The following is a 17,211-nucleotide window of genomic DNA, read 5'->3' as shown; positions in this document are numbered from 1 at the left end:
GCCCACTCAGAGTATCCATTTGTGATCTTGTCAACCTATCAACTCGTAAGCGTCTAATAATTAACAATTCACGAGTGTAAGCATGAAAAAGATTGGTCTCTATCTTTTTACAAATGACTTAAGAATCAACGACAACACACTACTTCATCGGGCGTCGCAGCTCGTCGATGATCTACTATACGTCGCCATTGAACCAAAGCTTTCTACTTATTCTGTTCGACTTTCACAAGAACAGGAAATCGGAGCGCATCGTCACCTTTTCATTAAGCAAGCTATAGATGATTTAGCCTTGAGTTTGGCGCGTCTTGGACAGCGCCTTTTTGTGTTAGACCAAAATACTAATGAGAACTTAGTTCAAATCATCAAAACTCAGCACGTGACACACGTTTTTGTCAGTTCACATTGTGCCCATGACGAGCGAGAGCTAGTAAAGGATACGCTAACGCAGTGCCCTGATTTACTCATCTCTCAGCAGCATCACACTACTCTGTTTGAGAGTGATATGTTCCCCTTCGAACTTGCCAAGCTACCTCGTTCGTTCACTAAGTTCCGCCTTCAAGTTGAACGGCTAGAGATTGAGATAAAAGAGAGCGTGATAACGTACCTGCCACCATTACCTCAAACCGCGACTGACTCTTATAGAGAGCCGATACTTGAATTGGATGATTCAATAACAGGCGACTATGTAGGCGGCGAAACGGCAGCGTTAACCCACTTAGAAAACTACTTTTCACATGACTATGCTGGAACCTACAAACAGACGCGAAACGCATTAGATGGCATAGAGAACTCAACTAAGTTTTCGCCATGGCTAGCATTAGGGTGTGTTTCGCCAAAAACCATTTACCGCCACTTAAAGCAATTCGAAGCGCATCGTGGCGCGAACGACTCTACCTACTGGATTTATTTTGAGTTGTTGTGGCGTGAATATTTCTACTGGAAGTGTTTAACGCTGGGGACGTCACTGTTTGGTCGAGAATCTAGTGATCTGTCCAATGAACAATTGCTCGATACCACTGCGGGATCAAGCTTCGCCAAATGGAAAAGCGGCAACACCAATTATCCCATCGTTGATGCCTGCATGCGCCAGCTTAACGCAACGGGTTATATGTCTAACAGAGGCAGACAGCTGGTCGCGAGCTGCTTGATTCATGAGCTAGATATTGATTGGCGCCACGGTGCTGCTTATTTCGAAAGCCAACTCATCGATTACGATGTGGCTTCGAATTGGGGTAATTGGGCTTATATCGCTGGAACGTTGAATCCACAGGCTCCCCAGAACGCCAACAAACAAAGTGTAACCCATCAATCACAATCTAAATCCCGCCATTTCGATCTCGTTAAGCAGACAGAGATGTATGACCCGGAACATACATTTATCAAAAAATGGCACCGAGAAGACGAGGCTTCAGCGTCAATTCGATATCAGGACGTAATATGAAATACAAAACTGTACGCCTAATTTTAGGTGACCAACTCAATATCCAGCACTCTTGGTTTCAACAGGTTGATGACGAGGTCATTTATATCATCGCTGAACTTGAGCAAGAGACTGACTACGTTACATCGCACATCCAAAAGGTGGCAGCTTTTTTCTGTGCGATGGGTTACTTCGCTGACGAACTGACACAACAAGGTCATCAAGTACTCCACCTTACTCTTGACGATACTACGCAATTTGAAAACCTAGATGCACTCCTAAAGCATTATGTACACGAATACAGCGCAGAAAAATTCGAATATCAAAGGCCAGATGAATATCGCCTTTTAGAGCAGATGAACAAGCTAAAGCTCACTAATGCGACTAAAGGTTGTTGTGATACGGAACACTTCCTCTTTCCATTCGAAGAGATAGAACAACAGTTTCCGAAAGACAAACACATCATGATGGAACACTTCTATCGCCGAATGAGAAAGCGCTTCGACATTTTGCTAGAAGACGGAAAGCCAGTTGGCGGCAAATGGAATTACGATGCGAGCAATCGAAAGAAACTCAAGAAACAAGACATTGAAATCCTGCCTCAACCTCTGATGTTTACCAATGACATAACAGACATTTTGCAGCGAATAGAACGCCACCAAGTGCAAACCATTGGTCAAGTCGGTAACAAGTTACTATGGCCGGTGAACCGAGCACAAAGCTTGTCTCTGCTCGCTCATTTCTGCCAAGTCTGTTTACCGTTATTTGGGCAGTTTCAAGATGCGATGACTACAGAACACGACTCTAAGTGGAGCCTGTATCACAGTCGCATTTCGTTCTCACTAAATAACAAACTGCTCAGCCCTAGAGAAGTCATTGATGCGACACTCTCCGCTTATCACGCCTCTTCAAAGCAAGGCGCTACCACTATCGATATCGCACAGGTCGAAGGGTTCGTTCGTCAAATATTGGGTTGGCGAGAGTACATACGCGCCGTCTATTGGGCGAACATGCCTACTTACGCCAACAAAAACCATTATTCAGCAAACAACAACTTGCCCCATTACTTTTGGGACGGACAGACCAAGATGAACTGCATGAAGCATGCGATTGACCAGTCTCTTGAGTTTGCTTACGCGCACCACATCCAAAGGTTAATGATCACTGGCAACTTCTGCTTAATCACAGGCATCGACCCTGACCAAGTAGACAGTTGGTACCTTGGTATTTACGTCGACGCGATTGAGTGGGTTGAAATGCCAAATACGCGAGGTATGGCACTGTTTGCGGATGGCGGGATCGTCGGAACCAAACCATACTCTGCCAGCGGTTCTTACATCAACCGCATGAGCGACTACTGCAAAGGCTGTCACTACAAGATAAAAGAACGCAGCGGAGAGCAATCTTGCCCTTTCAATAGCTTGTACTGGCGCTTTATGAACCAGCACCGCGATGCGTTAAACCGTAACCCACGCATGGGCATGTTATATCGCTCTTGGGACAACATGAATGAACACGACCAACAAGCGATACTCGAGATCGCAGAACAACGAATCACAAACTTGGAGAATTTATAATGGTTGAGCAACTCAGATTACACATTTTGGTGGTCGGTGGGAGTGGCGGCATCGGTTTCGCTGTGGTTAAACACCTATTATCTGAGCTGTCTCGGTTTGATTTTCTTGATGTGCATGTAGACGCGACTTACCACTCTCAACAGCCGGAACTTGAAAACACTCGCTTGAACTGGCACAAAGTCGACGCCACCAACGAAGCTGATATCAAGTGTTTGAGTTCTGAGTTTGAACAACTTGATTGGTTGATAAACTGCGTGGGTATGCTTCACACTCCAGAGCTTGGTCCGGAAAAGAACCTTGCGTCCATTGACCCTGAGTTTTTCCTAAAAAACATCTCGGTGAATACTCTGCCCAGCTTATTATTGGCAAAACACTTCACGCCGATTCTTAAAACGAGCGACAACCCAAAGTTTGCCGTGGTTTCCGCAAAGGTGGGGAGTATTTCAGATAACCGATTAGGCGGCTGGTATAGCTATCGCTCATCGAAAGCTGCCCTCAACATGTTCATCAAAACCATGTCGATCGAATGGCAACGCACCATTAAGAAAGGTACTGTGTTAGCGCTACACCCAGGCACAACAGATACTGCTCTGTCGAAGCCTTTTCAGACCAATGTCCCTGAAGATAAGTTGTTTGAGTCGAGCTACGTCGCCCATCAATTAGTCGATATCATTCGCACTGCGACACCCGATAAAAATGGGCACTTCTACGCGTACGATGGCGAGCAGTTGAGTTGGTAGTGAGGAATGCCAATCGCTTGCTTTGATGAATGGTAAAATTTGATGAGTGCTAAAAAAGAAAACCCAACAGAGTGGTGCTCTATTGGGTTATTTTTTAGAAAGAAGGCATCAGTTATTTAAGACGTATGGCTGCTATTTAGCTAACGATCAAAACTGATCATCACGATTACTCAGCCCAGTTGAACTTGCTGTCGTCAACGCCTTCTTTTTCTTCTTTAGCTCGCTCGCGTCGGTGTTGTTCTTCAACTCGCGCAGCGTCAATCTCTTGCATGATTGCATTGATGTCGGCCAAATCGTCGCTTTCTGTAAACTCACCCGTTAGTTTGCTATCGGGCTTTAAGTCGCCTTTCTCGTAGAGCGCCCATATTTCCTTGGCATACTCGGTTTTCGCCAATTCAGGAGCAAACTGAGCGTAATAATCACGGATATTATTGATGTCACGAGCCAACATCCACTCGGCATTATTGTTAGCCGAAGCATCAACCGCTTGCGGTAAATCGATAATTACCGGGCCGTACTCATCGACCAATACGTTGAACTCAGACAAGTCACCATGGATCAAACCCACACACAGCATTTTAACCACATAGGTCATCATCACTGCGTGATCTTCGATCGCTTGCTCTGCCGACATCACGACATCGTTCAAACGTGGTGCTACATAGCCTTCGTCATCAGTAACCAGCTCCATAAGCAGTACGCCATCAAAGCAACCATAAGGCACAGGTACACGAACGCCCGCTTCTGCCAGTTTATACAAGGCATCCACTTCAGCGCTTTGCCAAACCTTTTCTTGTTGCTCACGACCAAAGCCAGAGCCTTTTTCCATCGCTCGAGCACGGCGACTATTTCGGACTTTTCGGCCTTCACGATACGCGGTCGCTTTTTTGAAGCTGCGCTGGCTTATTTCCTTATATACCTTGGCACAGCGGATCGTATCGCCGCAGCGCACAATGTACACCGATGCTTCTTTGCCACTCATTAATTGGCTTGTCACCTCGTCGACTAAACCATCGTCAACTAAGGGCTGTATTCTTTTAGGTATCTTCATGCCGCCTTTATACATTAGTTGTCTTACAGATAGAAATATTAACTTAAGAAATGAATGACGAAACTATTAACGTGTTGTAAAAACGAACAGAAATTACGCCAAAGTTGTCTTATGACGACGGCAACGTTCAGAACAGTAAATCACGTCATCCCAACAACGTTGACACTTTTTACGCCATGAGAAAGACTTTTGGCAAATAGGACATGTCTTAGTTGGTAAATGAGGCTTCTTGTGCATGGCCGTTTCCTTTTTGACGAGGAGTGATTGATAACAGCCCCGAAACTCCGTCATCCTCGAGAAGGAAACACGACTGAGTCAGGGGCTGTTTATCCGCATCTATATCAAGACTAAGCAACAACCTTGTACTGCTTCTCCATCTCACTCACACCTAAGCCAGAGTGTTTTGTTACTTTAAGCTGAACAGGCACTCGCTCTTTCAGTGCTTCAACGTGACTAATGACGCCAATCATCTTGCCTGATGCATTCAAGTTATCGAGCGCGTTTAAAGCAATGTCTAAGGTGTCACTATCCAACGTGCCGAAACCCTCATCCAAGAACAAAGAATCAATACTGGTTTTGTAACTCACAAGATCAGAAAGCGCTAATGCCAACGCCAAGCTCACCAAAAAGCTTTCGCCACCGGATAAGGTTTTGGTGTCACGCATCACATCGCCCTGCCATGTGTCGAGCACTTGCAGTTCTAAGCCATCATCGGCTTTACGTTTAAGTTCGTAACGACCATGCAAACGCTGTAGCTGCTTGTTCGCCAAGTACACCAAGTTTTCCAGTGTTAGACCTTGAGCAAACTTACGGAACTTGTCGCCGTTCTTAGAACCAATAAGTGAATTCAGACGTGAAATATCATCAAAGTCGACCTGTTGCTCGTCTATTTGCTTAAACAGATCTTGCTGATTACTGCGGTTCTGGCTATCCGTTTCAAGATTGGCAGAAATCGCGCCGATCTTTGTCGCATGGCTTTGTTGTGCGTTTTGACATTCAGTAGTCGCTTCTTCAACTTGCTGTTGGTCTTGCTCTTGCCATGCTTTAGCATTTGCGTGGTTTTGTAGTTCCACTTGCGTCGCTTTAGCTGTATTCAACCTAGCTTGCGCACTGACAATCGCTTCGTCTAAAGACTTCTTTAGGCTTTGAAGTTGAGTTCTAACCTCTTCGTCTAACAACGCTGCTTCAAAATTAGCTCCATCTTCGAACGGGCTCGTTTTCAGCGCTTCTAACCAGGCATTCGACGCTTGTGTGTAACTTGACTGCTTGCTGGTCAACTCTTCAGAGAAGCTAATGTGTTTGGTTTGCTCGGTTCGATGTTCAAGTTCGCAACGGTTAAGCACTAACTGCGAGGCATCAAATGCATTTACCGCTTCAGTAACTTTTTGCTTCATCGCATTGCTGGTGGCTTGAATGTCTTTGTCACCAAACAACTCTGCCCTTTCAGCACCAATACGAGTCAGTTCTGACACTAGAGACTCGCTCTCTTGCGTCAGTGTCGCGAGCTCTTTCTCAACACTGTTTAGCTTGTCATCTAAGGTTTTCAATTCGGCGTGTTGAGTGATTAGTTGCTTCTCAATATCGGCCTGTTGCTGTTTAGTTTGCTGCCATGTGCTTGATGCTTGCAATTTCGCAGTAAACCAATCATCGATATATTCCAGCTCAGGCGCTTCGATAGCCGTTTGAACAATATTCTCTTTCAAAGAGCTCCATTGCTGCTCTTTCGCTTGAGCTATCTGAGCCACTTGCTCGTTAGTGCTGTGATTTTGCTTATTCAGATCCGCTAAGCGTTGCTCGGCCAACTCAAGGTTAGATTGTGCTTTGTCAGCCATAACACTCACTGATAAGCGTTGTTTCTCAGCTTCGGCATAGTGCGCTTTAGCATTAGCCAACGCTTTGAGTTGCTGCGACCTCTGATTCAGTTGAAGTTCACACTGCTGAGCAAAGGTCGCAACCGTAGCTCCATTGCCTAAATCGTTAATCGTTAGTATCGCTAGCTCTGGAACCGTGCCAACGAAATCCGATAAGCTCTGTTGAAGTTTGTCGACAACGCCTTGCCAATTCATTTGAGCTTGCTGAATATCCGCTTGCGCACGTTGAATGTCATCGTTAAGTGCCGCAATCATAGGGGCAAGAGAATCTAACTGCTGACGATGTTCTTGGCCTTCTTTTTTGATAGCTGTTAGCTCTAGATTTTCCCTATCCTTCTGAGCAACCAAATTTGCAATATCTTGCGACTGCTCAATCGAATGGTCTGTTGAACCACACAGTGGGCATTCAAACCCAGATTCTAGAGCTGCACGGTATTTTGCCAATTCGCCTTCTTGATCAATCAGACGCGTCAATCGCTCAAGAGACGTCTCTTTCTCTTTATATCGCTCAACCAGCACTTCACGTTCTTTCGAAAGTTTGTCGACCAACTGAGTGTTAGTTTGGTGTGTCTGTGTTTTTGCGTGCAGTTGTTGCTGGGCATTTAGGAAGCCACGATTAATCTCTAGTAGTGAGTGCGTATTGCGATTCCAAAACTCCAATATATCTTTTTGCGAATTCAACACTTGTTCGCTGGTGTTGCCTTGCAATGCTTCCCACTGTTGCTTTGCACTACTCTCTAGCACAACCAATTCAACTAAAGTTTTATCTTGCGTTGCTTTAGCTTCTTGCGCAGATTTGATGATCGTTTGCTGTGCATCAACCGCTGACAAAGCTTGCTTCGCTGAGTTCAACTGTTCTGCATGCTGACGCTCTAGAGTACGAACTTGCTCTACCTTTGCTTGCCACTGACCTAGGTATTTTTCCAGATGTTGGTCAGCTTGATGCGTATTTAGGTACTCAGTGCTAAGTTGATCTTGTTGCTCCAGTGCATCTAGTTTTTGGACCAAAACGACCTGTTGATTACGCTGCTGCGCGTGTTGTTCATTCAGCGTATTCGCGGCGTTAACCGCCGAAGCTTTCTTGTCTTTAAGTACCGACATTTGATTGTCGAGTGGGCGGACTTGTTCAATGATCTTCTCTTGATCTTGTTGCTCGGCTTTAACGTTTTCAACCGCTTCGCTACTTTGAGTCAGCTTAGTTTGGGCATTTAACTTCTCGGCCTCGCGTACCGCAAGCAACTTAGTACTGTTATCTAGGTTAATTTGCGTAAGATTGAGCTCATGCTCGCAGCGTTTTAGGTCTTTGTGCAGCGGTCGCAATTTCTCAGCCGGTTCGCTGTTTGCCAAACGCTCTAGTGAAGGTTGATTACGGTCTAGTTCATTTTGAGCTGTTTTGAGATCGTGCTCACTGGTAGCAATAGTTTGCTCAGCTTTAGTCACGTCTTTCCACCAGCTTAGATGCGCTTGCCACTCTTTTAACTGCTCGGCTAAACGTTTCTGTTCAGTTTCTAACGTGTCACGCTCTGTTGTCAGCTCTTGAATCTGCTCATCAGACAATAAACTTACACCTTCGGCTTTCGCTTTCAGGTTGTTAAGTGACTCTTCACTTGACTTAAAATGATCGTATATGCGCTCAGAGATCAGGCTATAAACTTCGGTTCCAGTCAGCTCTTCAAGTAGCTCTGCTCGGTCGTTAGCATTGGCATTTAAAAAGGCCGCAAACTCACCCTGAGACAACATGATGGATTTAGTGAAACGTGAAAAGTCTAAACCTGTTACCTGCTCCACCAACTTGGTTTTCTTGGTCAACATGGTCTCTAAGACTTTGTCGGTGTCAGCATCGGCAAATTCACACGTTGGCGTCTGTAATGCGCCATCGTGTTTTCCGCGCGCTCGCTTTTGATGGAAGTTAGAACGGTACGTTTTGCCCTGCACTTCAAATTCAAGCTCGGCGAAACACTCCCCCGTACCGCGAGTCATCAGCTCGTTATTGCCCTTCGCTATGCTTTTCAAACGAGGCGTGCGGTGGAATAGCGCTAAACAAATCGCATCCAGAATGGTGGTCTTACCCGCACCTGTTGGACCCGTAATAGCAAACAGGCCGTTTTCTGCGAACGGCGATTGAGTAAAATCGAGCTTCCAACGCCCTTTCAAAGAGTTCAGGTTTTCAAATTCTAGGCTTAAAATCTTCATACTGGTTACTCTTCTACTTTGTTCGGCGCTTGAGCGCTATCAGACACTTCAACCATCACTTGTTTAAACTTCACCGTCATGCGCTCTAAACGCGCTTTTTCAGAATCGGTTTCAAACTCTTCTAAGGCAATACGCTTGCTAAATACGTCCATCGGGCTCAGTTCAGATAAGGTTTCTGCCGACTCTTGCTCTAATGCTTGATTGCGACGTTCTCTTGCTCGGCGTAATTGAAGTACTTCCACATTCAAACCTTCAGTTAATGCGCGCACACGCTCTTGTAGATCCGACAAGTAATCTTGCGCTTGCACTTCTATCGATAACCACACGTTTTGTTCGCTATCTAAACCTATGTATTGGTTCAGCTGAGATTCAACCTCGCTCAAGTCACCTTTGATTTCGGCTAGGGGTTGGAACGTTGGAACTGGCAATTGAGAAATCGTGCGCTCACCTTCAACAAACTCAACTAGACATACCTGCTTTTGAGATTTAAGTTCATCAAAGCTTAATGGGATTGGAGAGCCTGAATAACGAATGTATTCACGCTTTGCCACCACTTGTGGGCGGTGGATATGACCAAGTGCAATATAATCGGCATCTGGGAAGCCATCAGCGGCGAAACCATCAAGGTTGCCGACATAGATGTCGCGTACCGAGTCCGATTGTTGAACCCCCATCGCCGTTAAATGACCAGTAGCGATGATCGGCATGTGCTCGCTGTTTTCAAACGTCGCACGTTTAGCAACCGCCGCATCATAAACACTTTGGTAGTGCTGTTTGATCGCATCGCCGAGCTGTTTTTGGCGCTCAACGCCGGTGACACCCGCCTGACTGGTCAACACATCGCGTGGGCGAATAAAAGGAATGGCGCAAACCAGCGCTTCTACATCGCCGTTTTTACCTTTTAGTTCGACAACCTGAGTCGCATGATCTTGGTTGGTATTAGGAATCACGTCTGCGCCCATGTATTTGAGCAGCTGTTGTGTCTCTTTAAGCACAGACACCGAATCGTGATTTCCACCTAACAACACCAATTGACAGCCGATCTTGTTCGAATCGACCACGAACTTGTTATACATCTCACGAGCGTAACTCGGCGGTGTGCTGGTATCAAAAATATCGCCAGCAACAATAATCGCGTCGATGTCTTTCTCTGTAACTTGCTCAAGTAACCATTGTAAAAACCGTTCATGTTCATTCTTACGGCTTTTATTGTAGAAGTTTTGGCCAAGGTGCCAATCGGACGTGTGAAGAATCTTCATTGCTGCTCACTGGAAGTCTGTAATACCTTTAATCTACCAAAATAGTCGAGATAATTCCCTTTTATAAGCTTGTGAAAACCAACTAATTTCAGGCTTTAGAGCAACTCCGCCCATAGCGTGACCAATCGTTATTTTTGACATAAAAAAACCGCTCAACGTTAGAGCGGTTATAGGTGTCCATGACATTAGCTGTAAGTTATTTCACAGGGGTCATTAAAAATTGTACGAAGCACCCAGAGTTACAGTGCTAAACGCGACATCACGACTTGCCAGTCTATTACCATTAGGGCCGAAGAATTCGATATTTACAGCGTCTGCTTGTGAGATCAAACGTAATGTTAGGTTTTCTACTGGCGTGTATTCAACACCAATACCGAAATGAAAGCCGGCACCAGAATCATCATCAAAAGAGCTAGCGTTGTTTGAGTTCAAATCTACGTAGCTCAAGCCCGCTAGTACAAATGGACGAATTGAGTTATCAAAGGTGTAGCCTAGGTTTGCTGCAACAGAAAGCGATGTTGGTGAAAACACCTTAGTACCAAATGATTCATAGTCAGCATAATCCGTGTAGCCAAGTTCGATACCTACAATGCGGTTAAATTGGTAGCCACCGTAAAGGCTGTACCCCATGCTTTCAGCATCTAGACTGCCTGCGCCGTCAGTGTCTGAGTCTTGATACACACCAAGGCCTGCGCCAATGTATGGACCGCCCTCGATACCAGCAGCAAGTGTAGGAAGTGAAACTAAGCCAATTAGGCCCAATAGAAATGATGATTTAAGCATGAAAATACCCTTTTTAGTTTGTTCCACAGTACCGTTCATCAACTATCAATAGGTTTCCGACACTATTCCAACGGTTGCGATACTGTTTAAAATAAATTATTCAAGCGACTCCTAACAAACAATAAAACACTGTTCATTTGTGAAGTGATAGAGAAATTAACACGATACTTTTTATTCACCAAGCGAATAGTTAAATAATTTATCAGCATCTTATTTATGAGACACAATAAGAAAAATAGATGTAAAACGAAGCGCACCCACTATATCACGACCATTAAAGTCAACTTAAATCAACATGTTAGAAAGCCATTAATCTTAAAAGTAGCGTTTATATACATCAGCTATACCTTCCTCAGAAATAAAAAACTCACGCTATCGATTAATAGGGTGAGTTTTATTTTTCAGAAGACTTATTTAGAACAACCTGCTATTAAAATATATTTAAATTTATTCCATGTTATTAACAAGCTTCTGTAAGACTAGCCAAATAGTTATTCGTTAAATAGAAGCCACTGAACTTCTCAATAAAGTCCGCAGGAACAGTTTTATCGGTCAAGCCAGATTCAATCAGCGCCGCTTGCCACTTCTGTACTTTCGGGAAGCCTTCAAGCATGTCAAAACCTGAGCCCTCTTTGATTACTGATGCTCGGTGTAACAGTGGTAGCCAAGCGATGTCGACGTTAGAGATGTAATCGCCTTTAAAGAAGACGCTATCACCCAATTTATTCTCGGCTTTTTGGAAGGATTTTTGAAGAATCGCTAAACGCGTCTCAAAGGTTTCTTTATCTTTACTACCCATCGTTCCGCATTGTGGCATGTAATGTTTGCTTGCCTGATAAGACCAAGCGCGATCTAATGCTTTTTGCTCGGCAGACACCTCTTCTATTGGCGCATACTTATCATCTAAGTATTCAACAATTGCATCTGATTCAAAAATAACTGTGTCATTTTCTGTAATCAATACTGGCACTTGTCCGTTTGGCGAAATATCTAGGAACCATTGAGGTTTATTATTTAGCTCAATGTATTCAATTTCAAATGGGACATTTTTCATTACTAAAGCACCCATTACACGTTGAACGAATGGGCAGTTTTTAAAGCTAACAAGTTTAATCATGGTTGACTCCGAATTAGGTCATTATTTTCTATTCATACCCCTAAGACGAACGCCAAAACCGAAAGACGAAAAATAATTCCATTTTTGTGGAAATAATTAAATACGAAGGCAACTAAAGGCAGTCACTTTAGGTAGGAACTTTAGATAATATGTTTGAATGCCTAATTACGAGCGGCTAAACGATCAAAGATATTGCAATAGACGCCATGATCATGCCAACGACAAATTCCAACACCTTCCACGCTCTCGGGTTCTTAAACATTGGAGCCAAGAAACGTGCGCCATATCCAAGTGAAAAGAAGAACACAAACGACGCCGATACTGCACCAGCGCCAAACAACATTTGATTAGGTTGATATTGCGTTGAGATAGAACCCAGCAATACCACAGTATCCAAATACACATGCGGATTAAGCCAAGTAAACGCCAAACACATCGCAATCGCTTTGGTTAACGAGTCTTTGGTTTCAGTAGTGGCTTCTAAGGCGTGGTTTTCGGTAAATGCAGAGCGGAAGCTTAAGAATGAGTAGACACCCAAAAAGATAGCGCCGCCATAACGAGCGAGCTGCTCAATTTGTGGGAACTGTTTAACGATTGCGCCAAAGCCTGTAACGCCGAAGCTAATTAGTAAGGCATCAGAAATGGCACATACAGCACAAACTGCCAATACGTGTTGATTCTTAAGCCCTTGCTTTAAAACAAATGCATTTTGAGAACCGATTGCAAGAATCAGCGAAAGCCCAAGGGAAAAACCAGCAAAATAAGTCGTCATAGAATGTACTTCGAATCGGTTAGAATAATCATAAGTTACTATAAAATAGCGTAATTTTTCATAAAATATACAATATGATCACATACGTGTTACACAGCACAAAACCAAAACCCTTAAATTGCAACTGAGTGCATATCAAGGCTATTTTCTGATTTCGATTTTAGGAATGTAATCAAAGGAAGAAACATGATCAAAAAGCTGTGTTCAACACTGATACTTTGGGCAATAGCCAGCCAAGCACTCGCAACATCACTTTACTATATAAACCGTACCGACAAACCCATATTAATAAACTTTTCTATAGATTCCAGTACGCCCGTAAGTAACGGTTACCAATATAGGCTTACTACAAATAACTTAGTTATTTGGCCTTATCAAAAAGCCAAAGTAGCTGATTTTAATCGATACTATGGGCTTGTTAATGGCGCAACCTATGACTACTTCCTAACAATTTCACGATTAACAAACGAAGGTACTTGGGCACGTAAGCCACAAGAACCTGTAAGTCAACTTAGGTTGGTTGGTCACGGTTCAGGCTCAACGTTGTCTTATGGGTACAAAGATCAAGGGATGGTGACCGACTACAACCCATATATTCTTCATCGATATAACCAAGATGGATATCACTCTGAGTTCGGTGTTAAGGCTATATACACGTCAGGCTTTGACGACGTTGAATTTGTAGTCTCAGAACATACGATCAATGATTTTGATCAAGACCCAAATACCTTGAACGTTGGCTCATATAACCTATGGATGCTCCCCGGCGTATCATCAAACATTACAAGTCGTGCAAGTGTCTTGGACCACACTCTCTCTGGATATGACGTACTCACACTTCAAGAAGCTTTTTCTTCAGACCGAGAGATCCTATTCAACGCTCTAGCAGAGGAATATGCATTTAGAACAGAGGTGGTAGGAGGTGGCACTAGTGCGATGTACGACGGAGGCGTGGTCACTTTTAGTCGCCATCCAATTATTGAAACCGACAGTATAGTTTTTGAACACTGCTCTGGGACGGATTGTTACGCAGATAAAGGCGTCGTCTATACCAAAATCGACAAAGATGGTCAGATATATCATATATTTAACACGCACCTAGCATCATTCAATACGCCTGCTGCCAAAAGACTAAGACGCTTGCAGCTAGGGCTGATGCGAACCTTTATGCTGACTAAAGGCATACCTTCCAACGAAGCAGTTATCTATGCTGGAGACTTCAATATCGATAAAAATAGCGACTTCGTGGAATACCTGCTAATGCTAGCTACGTTGGATGTTGATCCTCCAGAATTCAGAGGCTACACCAATGCAACCTTTGACCCGACGATTAACCCGTATGCCGCTTATAAATATTCAGGTGGCGCTGACGTAGAGTATCTGGATTACGTTTTTGTTAGCAGAATGCATAGACGAGCAACAAGTAATACTAATACGGTCAAGCTTCATCAAAGGTTGAACTCTGACACTTGGGGAAGTTGGCACCTTTCAGACCATTTTGCCGTCAACGGAAACTTTAAATTTAGCTCTCACGACGACTAAGCTCCTTGATCTTGGCTCTTTCAAAAGCACTTCAATGCAGAGTGAGAGCCAAAACCATCCCCTGCAATTAACAAACTAATCAGTTGATTCTAAACATCTTTAATTTCAATTCTTAATTTTATAAATATTGGTTTTGTTAATAGAATTTAGCTCAAACTTTGAGACTTTAAAATTAATCACAGTGAGATCTTCCTACCATTTCATTGATCAAACGAATGATACAAGTCTGATTGCATATTACCTTTTGATTGCTTTTTGAGCGGGTATTTCCCTCTCACAGAACTGACTGCGTGCTTTCATAAAGCTTCGCTAAGGAGTCAGTTCTAGTCGCACAACTATTTAGTCGCACAATGATAAGGATGCAACACACATGAATCACGGACAAAGACTCACCACGCTTGCTTTGGCTATTATGGCTTCGGCTCACGTATCAGCTACAACTCTGAATGAGAGTAGCCCAGAGCCACAACCTGCCAACTCACCTTTCATCCAAGATGTAAAAGGGACAATTGTTGAGGATTACTCGCGAGAAACTATCCAACCTTCATTTTTCTCGATGAGAATGATGAGCAACGCTGATGAACAACGCGGTGATTGGTTTAACTTAACAGCAAGCTACACAAGAATTCAGGGTGTGGGTTCTGATGTGGTATATGACTACTTGATGCCTCCTCTTCAACCACAACCTGTCATCGTTGCCGTTCTTGATTCGGGTGTCGACGTTGAACACGAAGACCTCAAAAACAAGCTTTGGACCAATGAAGGAGAGATCCCAGACAACGGTATCGATGATGATGGCAATGGCTACATCGATGATGTCCATGGTTGGAATTTTCTTGGTAACTCATTAGGCATTAACGTTGACCAGGACACGCTAGAAGTCACTAGAGAATACAAAAAGTACCTTGAGTTAAAAGAGAACGGACATTGGATTCCGCGTAAGAAACGTAAGTACTATCAAGGTGTTGAATCCGATTACTTGTCATCTCTAAAAGATGACCAAGATGCGTTGAATCGTGTAACGACAGCAACTGACCAAGCCAATGAGTTCAAAGAACAGATTCTTCAGTTCGTCGATCAAAAAGACTTTTCTACTAACGGTTTAAAAACACTATTGGATAGCGAGAACGCTAGCGTTGTAACCGCTGCTGAAGGGCTTTTAAGTCTGTTTGATTCATGGTACTCCTTTGAATATCTGGAATCTCGTCGTAGCCGCTATCAAGATTCTCTAGATTTTCACCTTAACCTAGAGCTCGATACGCGTGGCGATATTGTTTGGGATGACATTTCTAACCCTTGGGAAAAAGGCTACGGCAACAACGATGTAAAAGGCCCTGTCGGTTCGCACGGTACACACGTTGCTGGAATCATCGCTGCTGAACGCGGCAATTTTATTGGTATTGATGGTGTAGCGGACCATGCTCAGATCATGGCGGTACGTATGGTGCCAAATGGCGATGAGCGAGACAAAGACATTGCTAACGCAGTGCGCTATGCCGTCGATAATGGTGCTAAGGTCATTAACATGAGCTTCGGTAAAAGCTACTCGCCACGTAAGTACATCGTCGACCACGCGTTTCGTTATGCGGCACGTAAAGGCGTGTTGATCGTTCACTCTGCGGGTAACAGCCGCAACGATAACGACATCAAACCAAGCTTTCCAAACCGCTACGCGAAGCACTACCGCTCAAAGCCTATTTCAACATGGTTAGATGTGGGTGCATCAGCGAAATACGCCGACGAAACATTAGTGGCGAGCTTCAGTAACTTCGGTCAAAAGTCGGTTGATGTGTTTGCACCTGGGTACCGCATTTTATCAACCACACCGGGGAATACTTACGGTTCGAAAAGTGGCACAAGTATGGCTGCGCCAGTGGTTTCAGGCGTCGCGGCCTTGGTTTGGTCACGCTACCCTGATTTGTCAGTCAAAGAGCTCAAAGCGATGTTAATGGGTGAATCAAAAATCTACCCTGAGTTACTTGTTAAAAAGCCATCAAGCCCTGAAGATTTGGTTCCTTTCAGCACACTTTCTATCTCAGGCAGCGTAGTAGATGCCGAAGCCATTTTCGCGGAGCTAGAAACTCGCTAACGCTTTAGCCATTATCGTTACCTATTAAAAAGGTTGCTCAGAGCAACCTTTTTTTACAACAGCAAAACAGAAGTACAAGTCATCGAGATACACCCCGCCCGTCATTCCTTACAGTGAGGAACGAACGTGATAGGGAATCTTTCTTTTACTTCGATCTACAATTTCGATCGCATCTAACGCAACTCAATACTCATGAACTGGCTGTGCGGGTCCAGCACATAATCAGCAAAGGGTTCACAGTATCCAAAGCCAAACTTTTCATACAGGTTACGTGCGGCCTTAAAGTAGTCTTCTGAACCTGTCTCTAAACTGATTGTTTGATACTGGCGAATGGCTGCGGTATCCAATACGTGTTGTAAGAGTTGGCTGGCAACGCCTGACTTTCGAGCAAACTGCGAGGTTCTCATTGATTTGAGTTCAGCGTGTTGTGTATTTAGCTCTTTAATGGCAACACACCCAAGCAGTTGGCTGTCTTTCCAAGCACTGAAAAAGGTAATATCTGGCGACTTCAGCCCTTCCAGATCCAATGCATGAACGCTTTCGGCTGGCGAAGTTGCATACATATCAGCGAGGTGCTCTTCAAGCAACTCAACGACTTCCCCGCCCGATAAGTCATCAAGCTTAATTTCTATCGATGTGCTGCTTTTCAATGCTGTTCCATTTTCCATTGAATCCTGTGCATTTGTTGCTGGCTTCATTGCCTCAACTCTCCTTGTTTGGTTCGCTTATTTAATTTGAGTGATTTGGCGTTAATTACTGGCCTACTTTCCTGAATTGTTTCCTTTTCAAGAACTCGG

General features: G+C 44.0%; 13 protein-coding genes. 5 read left to right on the top strand and 8 right to left on the bottom strand.

Translation table 11 applies throughout. The features are described from left to right. The first annotated feature begins 82 nt into the window (after nucleotides 1-82). The 3 genes from QQ041_RS13240 to QQ041_RS13230 are packed head-to-tail and all read left to right on the top strand — an operon-like array spanning nucleotide 83 to nucleotide 3,737. Nucleotides 83-1,441, top strand: coding sequence for a DASH family cryptochrome (locus QQ041_RS13240; RefSeq protein ID WP_285954167.1), 1,359 nt, complete (start codon nucleotides 83-85; stop codon nucleotides 1,439-1,441). Next, a complete protein-coding gene (locus tag QQ041_RS13235) occupies nucleotides 1,438-2,997 on the top strand; it encodes a cryptochrome/photolyase family protein (protein ID WP_285954166.1) in 1,560 nt (519 codons plus the stop codon). Before QQ041_RS13240 ends, QQ041_RS13235 begins: the two co-directional genes overlap by 4 nt. Beyond that, a complete protein-coding gene (locus QQ041_RS13230) occupies nucleotides 2,997-3,737 on the top strand; it encodes an SDR family oxidoreductase (RefSeq protein ID WP_285954165.1) in 741 nt (246 codons plus the stop codon). Before QQ041_RS13235 ends, QQ041_RS13230 begins: the two co-directional genes overlap by 1 nt. A gap of 166 nt (nucleotides 3,738-3,903) precedes the next feature. Here the strand turns inward: QQ041_RS13230 and QQ041_RS13225 are convergent, their stop codons facing one another. From QQ041_RS13225 to QQ041_RS13195, 7 genes are all read right to left on the bottom strand, one after another. Further along, entirely contained in the window at nucleotides 3,904-4,788 is an 885-nt protein-coding gene (locus QQ041_RS13225; protein ID WP_285954164.1) for a PA4780 family RIO1-like protein kinase, read from the bottom strand. Between the two features lie 93 nt (nucleotides 4,789-4,881). Continuing rightward, entirely contained in the window at nucleotides 4,882-5,025 is a 144-nt protein-coding gene (locus tag QQ041_RS13220) for a DUF2256 domain-containing protein (RefSeq protein ID WP_285954163.1), read from the bottom strand. A gap of 110 nt (nucleotides 5,026-5,135) precedes the next feature. Beyond that, on the bottom strand, nucleotides 5,136-8,852 hold the full coding sequence (locus QQ041_RS13215; RefSeq protein ID WP_285954162.1) for an AAA family ATPase: 3,717 nt from the start codon (nucleotides 8,850-8,852) through the stop codon (nucleotides 5,136-5,138). Between the two features lie 5 nt (nucleotides 8,853-8,857). Then, complete coding sequence (sbcD, locus tag QQ041_RS13210; RefSeq protein WP_285954161.1) at nucleotides 8,858-10,111, bottom strand: exonuclease subunit SbcD; 1,254 nt, start codon at nucleotides 10,109-10,111, stop codon at nucleotides 8,858-8,860. Between the two features lie 213 nt (nucleotides 10,112-10,324). After that, a complete protein-coding gene (locus QQ041_RS13205) occupies nucleotides 10,325-10,894 on the bottom strand; it encodes a porin family protein (protein WP_146491486.1) in 570 nt (189 codons plus the stop codon). A gap of 460 nt (nucleotides 10,895-11,354) precedes the next feature. Next, nucleotides 11,355-12,011: a glutathione S-transferase family protein gene (locus QQ041_RS13200; RefSeq protein WP_285954160.1), complete on the bottom strand. Its 657-nt coding sequence runs from the start codon at nucleotides 12,009-12,011 to the stop codon at nucleotides 11,355-11,357. 175 nt (nucleotides 12,012-12,186) lie between these two features. Beyond that, nucleotides 12,187-12,783, bottom strand: coding sequence for a LysE/ArgO family amino acid transporter (locus QQ041_RS13195; RefSeq protein ID WP_054546391.1), 597 nt, complete (start codon nucleotides 12,781-12,783; stop codon nucleotides 12,187-12,189). A gap of 186 nt (nucleotides 12,784-12,969) precedes the next feature. On the opposite strand from QQ041_RS13195, the gene QQ041_RS13190 reads away from it, so the two are divergent. Together QQ041_RS13190 and QQ041_RS13185 are read left to right on the top strand one after the other, a co-directional pair. Further along, nucleotides 12,970-14,325, top strand: a complete 1,356-nt coding sequence (locus QQ041_RS13190) for a sphingomyelin phosphodiesterase (RefSeq protein WP_285954159.1) — start codon at nucleotides 12,970-12,972, stop codon at nucleotides 14,323-14,325. Nucleotides 14,326-14,695: 370 nt separating this feature from the next. Next, a complete protein-coding gene (locus QQ041_RS13185; RefSeq protein ID WP_285954158.1) occupies nucleotides 14,696-16,414 on the top strand; it encodes a S8 family peptidase in 1,719 nt (572 codons plus the stop codon). A gap of 173 nt (nucleotides 16,415-16,587) precedes the next feature. Here the strand turns inward: QQ041_RS13185 and QQ041_RS13180 are convergent, their stop codons facing one another. Continuing rightward, the gene (locus tag QQ041_RS13180) at nucleotides 16,588-17,112 is read right to left on the bottom strand and encodes a GNAT family N-acetyltransferase (protein ID WP_285954157.1); all 525 of its coding nucleotides are present in this window, start codon (nucleotides 17,110-17,112) and stop codon (nucleotides 16,588-16,590) included. Nucleotides 17,113-17,211 lie beyond the last annotated feature (99 nt).

It is taken from the genome of Vibrio sp. TMPB1044 (assembly GCF_030442075.1).
GTDB lineage: Bacteria > Pseudomonadota > Gammaproteobacteria > Enterobacterales > Vibrionaceae > Vibrio > Vibrio satsumensis.
The sequence above is the reverse complement of the archived record's forward strand: the minus strand, read 5'-3'. Positions and strand labels throughout refer to the sequence as shown.